Source organism: Luteimonas sp. S4-F44, assembly GCF_022637415.1.
GTDB lineage: Bacteria > Pseudomonadota > Gammaproteobacteria > Xanthomonadales > Xanthomonadaceae > Luteimonas.
This window is the reverse complement of the sequence record NZ_CP093340.1, coordinates 1,858,627-1,874,272: the sequence shown is the minus strand read 5'-3', so window position 1 is coordinate 1,874,272 and position 15,646 is coordinate 1,858,627. Positions and strand designations below refer to the sequence as shown.

Sequence of the window (15,646 nt, the reverse complement as noted above, 5' to 3'; positions counted from 1 at the left end):
ATTCTTCTTCGGAACCCGCTAGGCTGTGCGTCCGCACCCGACCTGCAGCGTCTTGCCGCACGGTCCACGCCCCGGGGAACCTTGGAGTCCAGCATGCGTATTCCGTCCATCGATTTCCAACTCGGCGAAGAGATCGAGATGATCCGCGAGTCAGTGCAGGACTTCGCCGCGCAGGAGATCGCGCCGATCGCCGCGCACGCCGACGAGCGCAACCAGTTCCCCCACGCGTTATGGCGCAAGCTCGGTGCGCAGGGGCTGCTGGGCATCACCGTCGAAGAGGCCTACGGCGGCACCGGCCTGGGGTATCTCGCACATGTGGTCGCGATGGAGGAGATCTCGCGGGCCTCTGGCGGCATCGGCCTGTCCTACGGCGCGCATTCCAACCTGTGCCTCAACCAGCTGCGCAAGAACGCCAGCGAGGCGCAGAAGCAGCACTACCTGCCGAAGCTGTGCAGCGGCGAGCACGTCGGCGCGCTGGCGATGAGCGAGCCGGGGGCGGGCTCGGACGTGGTCGCGATGAAGCTGCGCGCCGAACTGCGCGGCGACTGCTACGTGCTCAACGGCAACAAGATGTGGATCACCAATGGCCCGACTGCCGACGTGTTGGTGGTCTACGCCAAGACCAATCCGGAGGCCGGCCCCAAGGGCATCACCGCCTTCATCGTCGAGAAGGGCTTCAAGGGGTTCTCGACCGCGCAGAAGCTCGACAAGCTCGGCATGCGCGCCTCCGATACCTGCGAGCTGGTGTTCGAGGACTGCGAGGTGCCGGTGGAGAACGTGCTCGGCGAGGTCGGCGGCGGTGCCAAGGTGCTGATGTCGGGCCTGGACTACGAGCGCCTGGTGTTGTCGGGTGGCCCGCTCGGGCTGATGGCGGCCGGCCTCGATGTCGTGCTGCCGTACGTGCACGAGCGCCACCAGTTCGGTGAGCCGATCGGCCACTTCCAGCTGATGCAGGGCAAGATCGCCGACATGTACGTGGCCTTCAATGCCTGCCGCGCCTATGTCTATGCGGTGGCCAAGGCCGCCGACGTCGGGCGCATCACCCGTCAGGACGCGGCGGGCGTGATCCTGTACGCGGCCGAGAAGGCGACCTGGCTGGCCGGGCAGGCGATCCAGGTGCTGGGTGGCAACGGCTATATCAACGAGTACCCGGTCGCCCGGCTGTGGCGCGACGCCAAGCTTTACGAAATCGGCGCCGGCACCTCGGAGATCCGGCGCATGCTGATCGGCCGCGAACTGTTCCGCCAGACCTGTTAAGAGGAGCGCGTCGATGGCTGTGCTGCAGAGCCGGATCGATCCGGCCGGCGAGAATTTCCAGACCAATGCGGCCGCGATGCAGGCGGCGCTCGACGACCTGCGCGCGACCCAGGCGCGCATCGCCCAGGGCGGCAGCGAGGCGGCGCGCGAGAAGCACCGCAAGCGCGGCAAGCTGCTGGTGCGCGAGCGCATCGATGCGCTGATCGATCCGGGCGCAGCGTTTCTGGAAGTCGCGCCGCTGGCGGCGCTGGGCATGTACGGCGACGATGTGCCGTGCGCCGGCGTGGTCGCCGGCATCGGCCTGGTCAGCGGCGTGGAATGCATGATCGTCGCCAACGATGCGACGGTGAAGGGCGGCACGTACTACCCGGTCACGGTGAAGAAGCACCTGCGGGCGCAGGAGATTGCGCAGCAGAACCGCCTGCCGTGCATCTATCTGGTCGATTCGGGCGGCGCCTTCCTGCCGATGCAGGACGAGGTGTTTCCCGACCGCGACCACTTCGGCCGGATCTTCTACAACCAGGCCAATCTGTCGGCCGAGGGCATCCCGCAGATCGCCTGCGTCATGGGCTCGTGCACCGCGGGCGGTGCTTACGTGCCGGCAATGAGCGACGAGACGGTGATCGTCAAGGAACAGGGCACGATCTTTCTAGGCGGCCCGCCGCTGGTGAAGGCGGCGACCGGCGAGGAAGTGGACGCCGAGTCGCTGGGCGGCGCCGACGTGCACACGCGCGTGTCCGGCGTGGCCGACCATTTCGCCGAGGACGATCTCGATGCGCTCGCGCGCGTGCGCGATATCGTCGCCTCGCTCAACTGGCGCAAGCGCGGCGAGCTTGCGATGCAGCCGCCGGAAGACCCGCTGTATCCGGCCGAAGAGCTCTACGGCGTCATCCCGGCCGACACCCGCAAGCCCTACGACGTGCGCGAGGTCATCGCGCGGCTTGTCGACGGCTCGCGCTTCGACGAGTTCAAGGCGCGCTACGGCACCACGCTGGTGACCGGCTTTGCGCACCTGCACGGGTATCCGATCGGCATCGTCGCCAACAACGGCATCCTGTTCTCCGAAAGTGCGCTCAAAGGCGCGCACTTCGTCGAGCTGTGCGCCAAGCGCGGCATTCCGCTGCTGTTTTTGCAGAACATCACCGGCTTCATGGTCGGCAAGAAGTACGAGAACGGCGGCATCGCCCGCGACGGCGCCAAGCTGGTGACCGCAGTCGCGTGCGCAAAGGTGCCCAAGTTCACCGTGGTGATCGGCGGCAGCTTCGGCGCCGGCAACTACGGCATGAGCGGGCGCGCGTACTCGCCGCGTTTTCTGTGGATGTGGCCCAACGCACGGATCGGCGTGATGGGCGGCGAACAGGCCGCCGGCGTGCTGGCGACCGTGCGCCGCGACGGCATCGAGGCCAAGGGCGGCAGCTGGTCGGCGGAGGACGAAGAGGCGTTCAAGGCGCCGATCCGCGCGCAGTTCGAACAGCAGGGCCATCCGTACTACGCCAGCGCCCGGCTGTGGGACGACGGTGTCATCGATCCGGCCAAGACCCGCCGCGCGCTGGCGCTGGCGCTGTCGGCAGCCATGAACGCACCGAACGAAGCCACCACGTTCGGCATCTTCCGGATGTGACCGGGCGCGACGAGGACACGCAATGACCGACACACCGAACATCGCGATCGTGCGTCAGGACGCCGTGGCGACCCTGTGGATGGATCGCCCCGAGCGTCACAACGCCTTCGACGAGCACCTGATCGAGGCGATCGACCGCGGCTTGCAGGCGCTGGGCGCCGACGACGAGGTGCGGGTCGTCGTGCTGGCCGGCCGCGGCCGCAGTTTCTCGGCCGGCGCCGACCTCGACTGGATGCGCCGCGCCGCCGACTACGATGTCGCGCGCAACCGCGACGAGGCCGAGGCATTGGCGCGCATGCTGCGGCGTCTGGCCGAACTGCCGAAGCCGACCATTGCCCGGGTGCACGGTGCGGCGATCGGCGGCGGGCTCGGGCTGGTCGCTGCCTGCGACATCGCGGTCGCCAGCGAAAAAGCGGTGTTCGCGACGTCCGAGGTCAAGTTTGGCCTGATCCCGGCGACGATCGGGCCGTACGTGCTGCGCGCGATCGGCGCGCGGCAGGCGGCGCGCTACTTCCTGACCGCCGAACTGATCCAGCCGGCCAAGGCCCGCGACATCGGGCTGGTGCACGAGGTCGTCGCCGACGACGCGCTCGATGCCGCCGTCGACACGCTGGTGCAGGCGCTGGCCCAGGGCGGCCCGAAGGCGCAGGCCGAATCCAAGCGGCTGATCCGCGATCTCGATGGCCAGACCATCGGCGATGCGCTGATTGCCGACACCGCACTGCGGATCGCCGACATCCGCGCCACTGACGAAGCGCGGACCCGTTTGGACGCCTTCCTGTCCGCACGCCGCGCAAAGGACGCTCGATGAGCACTGGAACTTCCGAAGCGGCGCTGTTCGACAAGGTGCTGATCGCCAACCGCGGCGAGATCGCCTGCCGGATCATCGCCACCTGTCGCCGCCTGGGCATCCGCACCGTCGCGGTGTACTCGGATGCCGACCGCACTGCGCGTCATGTGCGCCTGGCCGACGAGGCGGTGCACATCGGGCCGGCCGCCGCGCGCGAGAGCTACCTGCGCAGCGACCGCTTGCTGGACGCCGCGCGCCGCACTGGCGCCCAGGCGATCCATCCCGGCTACGGCTTCCTGTCGGAGAACGCCGCGTTCGCCCAGGCCTGCGCCGATGCCGGCGTGGTGTTCATCGGCCCCGGCCCGGCCTCGATCCAGGCGATGGGCGACAAGCGTGAGGCCAAGGCGCTGATGCAGGCGGCCGGCGTGCCGGTGACGCCCGGCTATCACGGCGCCGATCAGGACCCAGCGCTGCTGCAGCGCGAGGCCGACGGCATCGGCTATCCGGTGCTGATCAAAGCCAGCGCCGGCGGGGGCGGCAAGGGCATGCGCCTGGTCGACAAGCCCGAGGACTTCGCCGCGGCGTTGCAGTCGTGCCAGCGCGAGGCCGAGAGCGCGTTCGGCGACGCGCGGGTGTTGATCGAGCGCTACATCGTGCGGCCGCGGCATGTGGAGATTCAGGTGTTCGGCGATCGCCATGGCAACGTCGTGCATCTGTTCGAACGCGACTGCTCCGTGCAGCGCCGCCACCAGAAGGTGCTGGAAGAAGCCCCTGCACCGGCGCTGGGCGATGCCCAGCGCGAGGCGATGGCGCAGGCCGCGATCGCCGCCGCGCGTGCGGTCGATTATGTCGGCGCCGGCACGATCGAGTTCATCGTCGGCGAGGGCAGTGGAGCCGGTGACGGCACCGGCGAGTTCCATTTCATGGAAATGAACACCCGTCTGCAGGTCGAGCACCCGGTCACCGAACTGGTCACCGGCATCGATCTGGTCGAATGGCAGTTGCGGGTCGCCGCCGGCCAGCCGCTGCCGCTGCGCCAGGATCAGATCCGCCATCGCGGTCATGCGATCGAAGCGCGGCTGTACGCCGAGGATGCGCTCAAAGGCTTCCTGCCCTCGACCGGCACCTTGCAGGTCATGCAGTTCCCGGCGGCCAGCGCCCACGTGCGCATCGACACCGGGGTGGAGCAGGGCGACGCGATCAGTCCCTGGTACGACCCGATGATCGCCAAGCTGATCGTCTGGGACGAGGACCGGCCGCGGGCGCTGCAGCGCCTGCGTCAGGCGATCGATGCGGTGCGCGTCGTCGGCGTGACCACCAATGCGGTGTTTCTCGGGCGGCTGGCGCGGCAAGCGGATTTCTCCGCCGCGCGCCTGGAAACCGGTCTGGTCGCGCGCGAGATCGACAGCCTGCTGGCGCCATTGCCCGAGGCCGACGAGGCGGCGTGGATGCTGGCCGCGCTCGGCGTCTGGGCGCAGCGCCGAACGGCGGCGTCGGTGACGGAGGCGTCGCCGTGGGCGCAGGATGGCTGGCGGCTCGGCGCGGCCGCGCCGCAGTGGATCGAGCTGTCGGCGGGCGGCGAGACCCGCCGGCTTGCGCTGCAGCCGCAGGGCGACCAGGTCGCGATCGGTTTCGACGGGGCCTCGCCGCAGACGGCGAGCGTCGACTGGACAGCGCCGACACTGACGGTCGCGCTCGACGGCGTGCGCAGCAGCGTGGACGTGCGCGTGGTCGGTGCGCAGGTCGTGCTGTACCGCGGCGCGGACCGGTTCGTGTTCGAGCACGTCGATCCGCTGCATCGCCACGCCGGCGCCGAAGCGCATGCCGGCGCGGTGGTCGCGCCGATGCCCGGGCGCATCGTCGAACTGCTGGCACCGCTCGGCACGCCGATCGCAAAGGGCACGCCGCTGCTGGTGATGGAGGCGATGAAGATGGAACACACGCTGCAGGCGCCCCACGACGGCGTGGTCGAGGCGTTCCTGGCCAAGCCCGGCGATCTGGTCGCCGATGGCGCGGTGCTGGTAGATTTTGTGACCGCTGACGAAGAGAAGCCGTAATGCGCGATGTGGTCCGTGTCGTCGAGGTAGGCCCGCGCGACGGGCTGCAGAACGAAAAAGCGCAGGTGCCGACGGCGACCAAGATCGCGTTGATCGACCGGCTGTCGGCCTGCGGCTTCCCGGTCGTCGAGGCGACCAGCTTCGTCAGCCCGAAATGGGTGCCGCAGCTGGCCGACGCCGAGGACGTGCTGGCCGGCATCGCCCGTCGCGAGGGCGTCGCCTATCCGGTGCTGGTGCCCAACGACAAGGGCCTGGCGCGTGCCTTGGCGATGGGCGAGCGCCATATCGCGGTGTTCACCGCGGCGTCGGATGCGTTCAATCTCAAGAACACCAACATCGATGTCGATGGCTCGCTGGCGCGGCTCCAGCCGGTGGTCGAGCAGGCGCGTGCGGCCGGGGTGTCAGTGCGCGGCTACGTGTCGACGGTACTCGGCTGTCCCTACCAGGGGGCGGTGCCGGTGCGCGACGTGGTGCGTGTGGCGGGCGCCTTGCACGCGATGGGCTGCGACGAGATCTCGCTTGGCGACACCATCGGCGTCGGCACGCCGGCCAAGGCCCGCGAGATGCTGCTGGCCTGCGCGCAAGTCGTGCCGATGGCGCAGCTGGCGGTGCACTTCCACGACACCTACGGACAGGCGCTGGCGAATGTGCTGACGTGTCTGGAAGCGGGCGTGCGCGTGGTCGACAGCGCGGTCGGTGGCCTGGGGGGCTGTCCGTACGCGAAGGGCGCCAGCGGCAATCTGGCGACCGAGGACCTGCTGTACATGCTCGAGGGGCTGGGGCTGGAGACCGGGGTCGATCGCGACGCGGTGACCCGCACCGCGCTGTGGATCGGCGAGGCGCTGGGACGGCGGCCCGCGAGCAAGCTCGCAGCGGTTGCGCTGGCCAACGGCGCCGCCGGCTGAGCAATCCGCGCTGCGCTCAGGCGGTGCTGCGGTGATGCGCAGCGCTGTCGGCGCGCGCGTTCGCCGATCGGGAATGCTTTGATTTGCCTGATCGGAAAATCATTTGACACATCAGAGAACGGCTTGCAATCCTGCAGGCCTTTCCGCCAGGAACGTTGTCATGCCTGTGATCGCTGTCTGCCGCACGTCGGCGCCCGTCCTTTCGGAAAAGGCCTCGGTGCATCGTCGGCGGTGCGCGGCATGAGTGCGCCCGCACCGACGTCCGGCATTGCCCGTTGGTCGCTACCGCTGCTGCTGGTGTGCATCGCCGTGGCGGGGATTGCGGCCTGGCGCGCGACGCAGACGCCGGCGCCGCAGCCGGCCGACATCCCGGTCTCGGACTTTTCCGCGGTGCGTGCTTTGGTGGATCTGCGCTGGATCGCCGCCGAACCTCATCCCACCGGTTCGGCAGCCGCGGCGCGGGTCCGCGACCGGCTGGTCGCGCAACTGACGCAGGCCGGTCTGGAGGTCGAAGTGCAGCGCACACACGCGTTCGCCGAATACCGGAATCCGCGCCTGCGCAACCTGCGCGGCGGCAATGTCGAGAATGTCGTCGCCGTGCTGCCAGGCCGCGACCGCAGCCTGCCTGCGGTGATGATGATGGCGCACTACGACAGCGTCGCCAATTCGCCGGGCGCGGCCGACGACGGCCTGGGCGTGGCGGTGATGCTGGAGGTCTCGCGCGCGATCGCGCCCGACGCGCGCCAGCGCGACGTGGTGTTCCTGTTCACCGATGCCGAGGAAGCCGGGCTGCTCGGCGCGCGCGCGTTCTTCGCCGAACACCCGCTGGCGCAGCGGATCGGCACTGTGGTCAATCTCGAGGCACGCGGCAGCCGCGGCCGCGCACTGTTGTTCGAGACCGGGCCGGGCAATGCCGGCCTGGTCCGCACCTTCGCCGCCGGCGCGCCGCTGCCGGCCGGCAACTCGCTGACCGGTTTCGTCTATCGCTACATGCCCAACGGGACCGATTTCACGGTGCCGGCCGAGCGCGGCATTCCCGGCCTCAACTTCGCGATCCTCGGTGGCCTGTTCGATTACCACGCCGCGAGTTCCACGGTCGACAATCTCGACCCGGGCAGCGTGCAGCACATGGGCGCGCAGGTCTTGCCGCTGGTGCGCACTCTGGCCATATCGCCGACCTTGCCGGCCGCCGATGCCGACCTGGTCTACGGCGATCTTCCGGGCGGCTGGATGATCGCACTGCCGGCCTGGTCGGGCTGGCCGCTGTGGCTGATGGCGCTGCTGCCAATCGTCGCCGTCGCGCGTCGCGCCGCCTGGGCCGACGGCGGCTGGCGCGGTCTCGTCAGCGGCCTGGCGCTGACGCCGCTGACGGTGCTGGCGGTGGCGTTGGCGGTCCGTCTGGCGTATCGCCTGCTCGGCGGCGGTGACGCATCGCTGCTGCTCAACCGCGATCTATTGGCGGTCTTTCCGACCCTGGCCGCCGGCCTGGGTCTGCTGTCGATCGGCACCGTGCTGGCGCTGGGTGGCCTCGTCGCCGGCGGCGTGGGCCGGCGGACGTTCGCGCTCGTCGCGCTGGTCGCGGGTGCGGCCGCGTCGCTGCGCGGCGGCTTCGATCCGGTCGCGCTGGGCCTCGGAGTCGTTGTCGCGGGCCTGGCCTGGACGGTGGCCGGGACCCTGCGCCGCGGCGAGGCGGTGCGGCTGGGCGCGCTGGTGTTCTTTGCGCTGCTGGGCGCGGTGGTGCAGGCGCTCGCGCCGGAACTGGCGCCGTTGCTGCTGTGGCCGCTGCTGGGCCTGGCCGTGGTCGCCTGGTGCCTGCCGGCCGACGCACCGCTGCAGGCCGCGCGCGTGGCCGTCGCGGGGTTGGCGACCGCCTACGCGCTGGCGCATGTCTTCGGCCTGGCGCTGCAGGTGTTCGACGCCGTGGGCTTCGGCACGCCCGAGGTGCTGGCCGTCCCTGCGATCTGGCTGACGGCGCTGGCGTTGCCGTGGCTGCGAGTCGCCGACGGCCGGCGTGGGCCCGCGGTCGCGCCGCTGGTCGTTGTGCTGCTGGCCTGCGGCGTGCTGGCCGCGGCGGCGTTTCCGCGGCTGGACCGGCACCGCTACCCGGCGCTGTCCCAGGTGATGTTCGTCGCCGATCCGGCGCAGGGCCAGTACCACCGGGTCAGCGCGTTGCCGCCGTCGTCGGCGTGGAGTCGAGCGGCGCTGCATGCCGATCGCGAGGCGCCGGCGCCGCGTCCGTTGCTGGCGGTCGATCTGGCCAACGTCTGGGCGACACCTGCGGCGCCGATCGCAGTGCCCGAGCCGATCCGGTTCGTGCAGTCGCGCGATGCGGCGACCGGCCAGACCGTACTGCGCGTGCAGCCGCCGGCCGCGACCCGCGACCTGCGGGTGCTGCTCAGGAGCGCGGCCGTCGTGCCCGGTGTGACCTTGCAGGGCGCACCGGCGCCGTTGCTCGACACGCCGGACACGTGGTCGCGCCTGCGCTGGCATGCGCCGGGCGCGCAGGGGATCGAGTTGCGCTGGCCGGCCACTGCGGGCCCGGTCGAAGTCGAGGCGGCTGCTGGTATCGACAGTTGGCCGCAGGATGCCGAGCCGCTGCCAGCGCGCGCGCCGGATGTGATGCCCTGGTCCATGTCCGACATGACCTGGCTGCTCGGGCAGACGCGCGTCGAGCCCTGAGGGCGGCGTGGCCGCGGGCGCTTCGACGCCCGTGGCAGTCACGGGTCGCGTGCGGACATGCGAATGCCGGCCACGGGGCCGGCGGGTCGTGTCGACGTCGCTCGTTGGGTTGGAAAAGATCGCCGCGACGAGCGGGCCTGCAGCGCAGGCCCGCCGTGTCGGATCGCAACGCGCTCAGACCAGGCGCGTCAGCCAGCCGTGGCGGTCGGGCGCACGCCCGTACTGGATGTCCAGCAGCGCCTGACGGATCGTGGTCGTGACCGCACCCGGATCGGCGTCGGCATCGCCGACTTCGAAGTCGCGGCCCTTGAGCACGCCGATCGGTGAGATGCTGGCGGCGGTGCCGCAGGCGAACACTTCGGCGATCTCGCCCGAGCGCACGCCCTCGATCCATTCTGCGATCTCGACCCGGCGTTCGGTCACGGTGTGGCCGTGGTCGCGCAGCAGCTGGATCACGCTGTCGCGGGTGATGCCTTCCAGGATGCTGCCGGTCAGCGACGGCGTGACCACGCTGCCGTCGCGCTGCACCAGGAACACATTCATGCCGCCCAGTTCCTCGACGAAGGTGTTGGTCTCCGCGTCCAGGAACAGCACCTGCGCGCAACCGTTGTCGTAGGCCTCGCGCTGGGGCAGCAGCGAGGCGGCGTAGTTGCCGCCGCACTTGGCCGAGCCGGTGCCGCCGCGGCCGGCGCGGGCGTAGTCGCGCGACAGCCAGATCGAGACCGGCTTGACGCCGCCCTTGAAGTAGGCGCCGGCCGGGCTGGCGATCACGTAGTAGGCCACGCGACGGGCCGGGCGCACGCCGAGGAAATCCTCATTGGCGATCATGAAGGGCCGGATGTACAGGCTCGACTCGCCGCCGCCCGGCACCCAAGCCTGGTCGGTGCGCACCAACTGGCGGATCGACTCGACGAACAGATCCACCGGCAATTCGGGCAGGGCCATGCGGCGCGCCGAGTGCTGCAGGCGGCGGCCGTTGGCGTCGGGCCGGAACGTCCAGATCGAGCCGTCGGCATGGCGGAACGCCTTCATGCCTTCGAAGATTTCCTGGCCGTAGTGCAGCACCGCGGCGGCCGGCGAGAACGTCAGCGGGCCGTAGGGCCGTACGTGGGCGTCGTGCCAGCCGTCCTCGACGGTCCAGTCGATCGCGACCATGTGGTCGGTGAAATGGGTCCCGAAACCGGGGTCGGCGAGGATTGCTTCGCGGTCGGCCTGCTGGCGGACCTGTTGCGAGGGGACGATGCGGAAGGTGTGGATCGGCTCGGTGGTCATGCGCGAACTCAGATATGCAAAGCGTGGCCGAGTGCGCGCAGCGCCGCTTCCTGCACGGCTTCGCCCAGCGTCGGGTGGGGATGGATGGTGCCGGCGATGTCCTCGAGCGTGGCGCCCATCTCGATCGACTGCACGAACGCGATCGACAGTTCCGACACCTGCACGCCAACGGCCTGCCAGCCGACGATGCGGTGATCGCCTGCACGCGCGACCACGCGCACGAAGCCATCGGTGGATTCGAGCGACATCGCGCGGCCGTTGGCCGCGAACGGGAACAACGCGGTCTTGGCGTCGATGCCCTGGGCATTGGCCTCGTCCGGCGACAGGCCGACCACGACGACTTCCGGATCGGTGAAGCACACGGCCGGAATCGCGGCCGGCACGAACCGGCGCGTCTTGCCGCTGACGATCTCGGCCACCAGTTCGCCCTGGGCCATCGCGCGGTGCGCGAGCATGGGCTCGCCGGCGACATCGCCGATCGCCCAGACATGGCGCATCGAGGTCCTGCACTGGTCGTCGATCTTGATCGCCTTGCCGGCGAGGTCGAGGCCCAGCGATTCGAGGTTGAAGCCGTCGGTCTTCGGACGACGGCCGACCGCGACCAGGATCTGATCGCCGTCCAGACTCAATTCGGTGCCGTCCGGATCGCGCACGCGCAGCGCGCCACTCTCCGACAGGCCCAGCACGCTGTGGCCGGTCAGCACCTTGACGCCGGACTTCTGCAGATGGGTGGCGACCGGCTTGGTCAGCTCATTGTCGTAGGCCGGCAGGATGCGGTCCTGCGCCTCGACCACGGTGACCTCGCAGCCGAGCTTGCGGTAGACGATGCCGAGCTCCAGGCCGATGTAGCCACCGCCGACGACGATCAGATGCTTGGGCAACGCGGTCGGCGACAGCGCCTCGGTCGAGGAGATCACCTTGCCGCCGAACGGCAGGAACGGCAGTTCCACCGGCACCGAGCCGGTCGCCAGCAACAGGTGCTCGCACTTGATGCGCAGGTTGCCACCGTTCTCACCGGCGCCGGCGACATCGACGGTCTTGCCGTCGACGATCGTCGCCCAGCCCTTGATGAGTTGCGCGCCGTTCTTCTTCAGCAGCGCGCCGACGCCGCCGGTGAGCTTCTTGACGATGCCCGCCTTCCATTCGACGGTCTTGGCCAGGTCGATCGTCGGCGCCTGCACGGTGATGCCCAGCGGCGAGGTGCCGGCCGCGAACGCGGCGACCTTGGCGAATTCCTCTGCCGCATGGATCAGCGCCTTGGACGGGATGCAGCCGATGTTGAGGCAGGTGCCGCCCGGATTCACGCCTTCGACGACGACGGTCTTGACGCCGAGCTGGCCGGCGCGGATGCCGGCGATGTAGCCGCCGGGGCCGCCGCCGATGACCAGCAGCTGGGTTTCAATGGTCTTCGACATCAAGGGCTCACTCCACGAACAGCAGGGCAGGGGTTTCCAGACGACGCCGGATCGCCTGCACGAAGTCGGCCGCGTCCATGCCGTCGACGATGCGATGGTCGAACGACGAGGACAGGTTCATCAGCTTGCGCGCGACCACTTGGCCGTTCTGGAACATCGGCCGTTCGATGATGCGGTTGACACCGACGATCGCCACTTCCGGGTGGTTGATGATCGGCGTGGAGACCACGCCGCCCACCGGGCCGAGGCTGCTGATGGTGATGGTCGAGCCCGACAGTTCCTCGCGCGTGGCCTTGCCTTCGCGCACGGCCGTGGCCAGACGCGCGATCTCGCCGGCGGTCTGCCACAGGTCCAGCGATTCGGCATGCGCGACCACCGGCACCGACAGGCCGACCGCGCTCTGCGTGGCGATGCCCAGCTGCACGCCTTCATAGCGGGTGACGATGTTGGCCTCGTCGTCGAAGCGGGCATTCATCTGCGGGTAGTCGCGTGCGGCCAGGATCACCGCACGCGCCAGCAGCGGCAGCAGGGTCAGCTTGCCGCGTTCCTTGCCCCAACGCGCGTTGAGCTGGGCGCGCAAGGCCTCGACCTCGGTGACGTCGATCTCCTCCACATAGGTGATGTGCGGAATGGTCGACCAGGACTGCTGCATCTTCTGCGCGATCTTGCGGCGCAGGCCCATGATCGGGATCTGCTGCTCGCCGGTGCGGCGCGCATAGCCGCCGCCCGAGCCAGCGCCGCCGACCGGCTGCGCCTTGCCGCCGGCCGCGGCGTAGGCGTCGAGATCCGCCTGCAGAATGCGGCCGCCCGGGCCGGTGGCGGGAACAAAGCGCAGCTCGATGCCCAGGTCCCAGGCGCGGCGACGCACCGCCGGCGAGGCCAGCGGCTGTTCGCCGGCGGCGAGCACGCCGTTGGTCACGGCGCCGCGCGTTTCGGACTTGGCGACCGGCGCCGGCGCGGCCTGCTTCGCAGGCGCCGCAGGCTTGGGCTCGGCAGCCGGCGCGGGCTTCGGTGGCTCGACCTTCGGCGTGTCCGCTTTCGGCTCGGCCGGCTTGGCGGCCGGCGCCTCGGGGGCCGCCGAGCCTGCTTTCACATTGCCGGCGCCTTCGACTTCGAGTCGAATCAGTTCGCTGCCGACGGCCATCATCTCGCCGGGCTGGCCGCCCAGCGAAACCACGGTGCCGGCGACGGGCGAGGGGATCTCGACCATCGCTTTGTCGGTCATGACCTCGGCCACGACTTCGTCCTCGGCCACGGTGCCGCCGACCTCGACCTTCCAGGCGATCAGCTCGACTTCGGCGATGCCTTCGCCGATGTCCGGCATCTTGATGACGTGGTGTCCCATCGCTCAGTCCTCCAGCACGCGATGCATCGCGTCAATGACCCGGGCCGGGCCCGGGAAGTAGTCCCATTCCTGCGCGTGCGGGTAGGGGGTATCCCAGCCGGTCACGCGCTCCACCGGCGCCTGCAGGTGGTAGAAGCAGTGCTCCTGGACCAGGGCGACGAGCTCGGCGCCGAAACCGCAGGTGCGGGTGGCCTCGTGCAGCACAATGCAGCGGCCGGTCTTCTTGACGGAGGCGACGATCGTCTCGAGATCCAACGGCCACAGGCTGCGCAGGTCGATGACCTCTGCGTCGATGCCGGCATCCTCGGCCGCGGCCTGTGCCACCCAGACGGTGGTGCCGTAGGTCAGGACGGTGACGGCCTGGCCTTCGCGCACGACGGCAGCCTTGTCCAGCGGCACCGAGTAGTAGCCTTCGGGTACCTGGTTGTCGGCATGCTTGGACCAGGCGACGACCGGGCGGTCGTGATGGCCGTCGAACGGGCCGTTGTACAGGCGCTTGGGCTCGAGGAAGATCACCGGATCGTCGTTCTCGATCGAGGCGATCAGCAGGCCCTTGGCGTCATAGGGGTTGGACGGCATCACCGTGCGCAGGCCGGCGACGTGGGCGAAGATCGCTTCCGGGCTCTGGCTGTGGGTCTGGCCGCCGTAGATGCCGCCGCCGCAGGGCGTGCGGAACACCAGTGGCGAGGTGAACATGCCGTTGGAGCGATAGCGCAGGCGCGCCGCTTCGGAGACGATCTGATCGTACGCCGGATAGATGTAGTCGGCGAACTGGATCTCGGCGACCGGGCGCAGGCCGTAGGCGGCCATGCCGATCGCCGCCCCGGCGATGCCGCTTTCGGAGATCGGTGCGTCGAACACACGCTGCTTGCCGTACTTGGCCTGCAGGCCGTCGGTGCAGCGGAACACGCCGCCGAAATAGCCGACGTCCTCGCCGAAGATCACCACGTTGTCGTCGCGCTCGAGCATGACGTCCATCGCCGAGCGCAGCGCCTGGATCATCGTCATCGGCGCGCTGCCGGTGGTCTGGAGTTCGGTTTCGCTCATCTCACACTCCCAACTGCTGGCGCTGGCGGCGAAGGTGGTCGGGCATGTCCTTGTAGACGTCGTTGAACATGTCGGCCGCGCCGGGACGGTTGTCGCTGCCGAGCAACCCATGGGACTCGGCCTCCTTGAGTGCGCGCGAGATCTCGGCATCGAGTTCGCTGCGCAGTTGTTCGTGCTGTTCCTCGCTCCACAGCCCGCGCTTGATCAGGTGCCGCTTTAGGCGTTCGATCGGATCGCCGAGCGGGAAATGCTGGGCGTCATCGGCGGGGCGGTACTTGGACGGATCGTCGGAGGTCGAATGCGGGCCGGCGCGATAGGTGACCCATTCGATCAGCGTCGAGCCCAGGTTGCTGCGCGCGCGCTCGGCGGCCCAGCGCGAGGCGGCGTAGACGGCCAGCAGGTCGTTGCCGTCCACGCGCAACGACGGAATGCCGTAGGCGGCGCCGCGCGCGGCGAAGGTGGTGTTCTCGCCGCCGGCGATCGCCTGGAAGGTCGAGATCGCCCACTGGTTGTTGACGACGTTGAGGATCACCGGCGCGCGATAGACGTGGGCGAACACCAGCGCGGCGTGGAAATCGCCCTCGGCGGTCGCGCCGTCGCCGACCCAGGCGGTTGCGATCTTGGTGTCGCCCTTGATCGCCGACGCCATCGCCCAGCCCACGGCCTGGATGTACTGCGTGGTCAGGTTGCCGGAGATCGAGAAGAAGCCCGCGTCCTTGTACGAGTACATGATCGGCAGCTGGCGGCCCTTGAGCGGGTCGGCGGCGTTCGACAGGACCTGGCACATCATCTCGACCAGGGAGACCTCCTTGGTGATCAGGATGCCTTGCTGGCGGTAGGTCGGAAATTGCATGTCGCCGTCGCGCAGCGCCAGCGTCTGGCCGACCGCGATGGCTTCCTCGCCCAGGCACTGGATGTAGAACGAGGTCTTCTTCTGGCGCTGGGCGATCAGCATGCGCGCATCGAAGGCACGGGTCTTGAGCATCGCGTGCATCGCGCGCAGCAGCACGGCGTCGTCGATGTCGGCCGCCCACGGACCGACCGCGTCGTCGTTGTCATCGAGCACGCGGACCAGTTGCGTGGTCAGCGGCGCGGTCTGGCCGGCGGTCACGTCGAGTGCGGGCTTGTCGACCGTACCCGCCGGGCTGAGCTGCAGATAGGAGAAATCGGTGGCCTGGCCCGGGCGGGCACTGGGTTCGGGCACGTGCAACCGCAACGGGGCGCTCGTGGCCGGGGTTTGGGCTGTGGACATGTCAGG

Annotated in this window: 11 protein-coding genes; 6 read left to right on the top strand and 5 right to left on the bottom strand. The window is 69.6% G+C overall.

Annotated features, from left to right (window positions below; all coding sequences use genetic code 11):
* Positions 1-93: 93 nt before the first annotated feature.
* From MNO14_RS08505 to MNO14_RS08480, 6 genes are all read left to right on the top strand, one after another.
* Complete coding sequence (locus MNO14_RS08505; protein WP_241943345.1) at positions 94-1,257, top strand: isovaleryl-CoA dehydrogenase; 1,164 nt, start codon at positions 94-96, stop codon at positions 1,255-1,257.
* A 13-nt stretch (positions 1,258-1,270) separates the two neighbouring features.
* The gene (locus tag MNO14_RS08500; protein WP_241943344.1) at positions 1,271-2,878 is read left to right on the top strand and encodes a carboxyl transferase domain-containing protein; all 1,608 of its coding nucleotides are present in this window, start codon (positions 1,271-1,273) and stop codon (positions 2,876-2,878) included.
* Between the two features lie 22 nt (positions 2,879-2,900).
* Positions 2,901-3,689 (top strand): enoyl-CoA hydratase-related protein, encoded by a 789-nt coding sequence (locus MNO14_RS08495; RefSeq protein ID WP_241943343.1) that lies wholly within the window; start codon positions 2,901-2,903, stop codon positions 3,687-3,689.
* Entirely contained in the window at positions 3,686-5,725 is a 2,040-nt protein-coding gene (locus MNO14_RS08490) for an acetyl/propionyl/methylcrotonyl-CoA carboxylase subunit alpha (protein WP_241943342.1), read from the top strand. Before MNO14_RS08495 ends, MNO14_RS08490 begins: the two co-directional genes overlap by 4 nt.
* Complete coding sequence (locus tag MNO14_RS08485) at positions 5,725-6,630, top strand: hydroxymethylglutaryl-CoA lyase (RefSeq protein WP_241943341.1); 906 nt, start codon at positions 5,725-5,727, stop codon at positions 6,628-6,630. The genes MNO14_RS08490 and MNO14_RS08485 overlap by 1 nt, the downstream gene beginning before the upstream one ends.
* Positions 6,631-6,870: 240 nt before the next feature.
* Entirely contained in the window at positions 6,871-9,309 is a 2,439-nt protein-coding gene (locus MNO14_RS08480) for a M20/M25/M40 family metallo-hydrolase (protein WP_241943340.1), read from the top strand.
* Between the two features lie 174 nt (positions 9,310-9,483).
* On the opposite strand, the gene MNO14_RS08475 is transcribed toward MNO14_RS08480, so the two are convergent.
* The 5 genes from MNO14_RS08475 to MNO14_RS08455 are packed head-to-tail and all read right to left on the bottom strand — an operon-like array spanning position 9,484 to position 15,640.
* Complete coding sequence (locus tag MNO14_RS08475; RefSeq protein ID WP_241943339.1) at positions 9,484-10,581, bottom strand: branched-chain amino acid aminotransferase; 1,098 nt, start codon at positions 10,579-10,581, stop codon at positions 9,484-9,486.
* An 8-nt stretch (positions 10,582-10,589) separates the two neighbouring features.
* Positions 10,590-11,996, bottom strand: a complete 1,407-nt coding sequence (lpdA, locus tag MNO14_RS08470; RefSeq protein WP_241943338.1) for a dihydrolipoyl dehydrogenase — start codon at positions 11,994-11,996, stop codon at positions 10,590-10,592.
* Positions 11,997-12,003: 7 nt separating this feature from the next.
* A complete protein-coding gene (locus MNO14_RS08465; RefSeq protein ID WP_241943337.1) occupies positions 12,004-13,341 on the bottom strand; it encodes a dihydrolipoamide acetyltransferase family protein in 1,338 nt (445 codons plus the stop codon).
* Between the two features lie 3 nt (positions 13,342-13,344).
* Entirely contained in the window at positions 13,345-14,388 is a 1,044-nt protein-coding gene (locus tag MNO14_RS08460) for an alpha-ketoacid dehydrogenase subunit beta (protein ID WP_241943336.1), read from the bottom strand.
* 1 nt (position 14,389) lies between these two features.
* The gene (locus tag MNO14_RS08455) at positions 14,390-15,640 is read right to left on the bottom strand and encodes a thiamine pyrophosphate-dependent enzyme (RefSeq protein WP_241943335.1); all 1,251 of its coding nucleotides are present in this window, start codon (positions 15,638-15,640) and stop codon (positions 14,390-14,392) included.
* Positions 15,641-15,646: the final 6 nt, after the last annotated feature.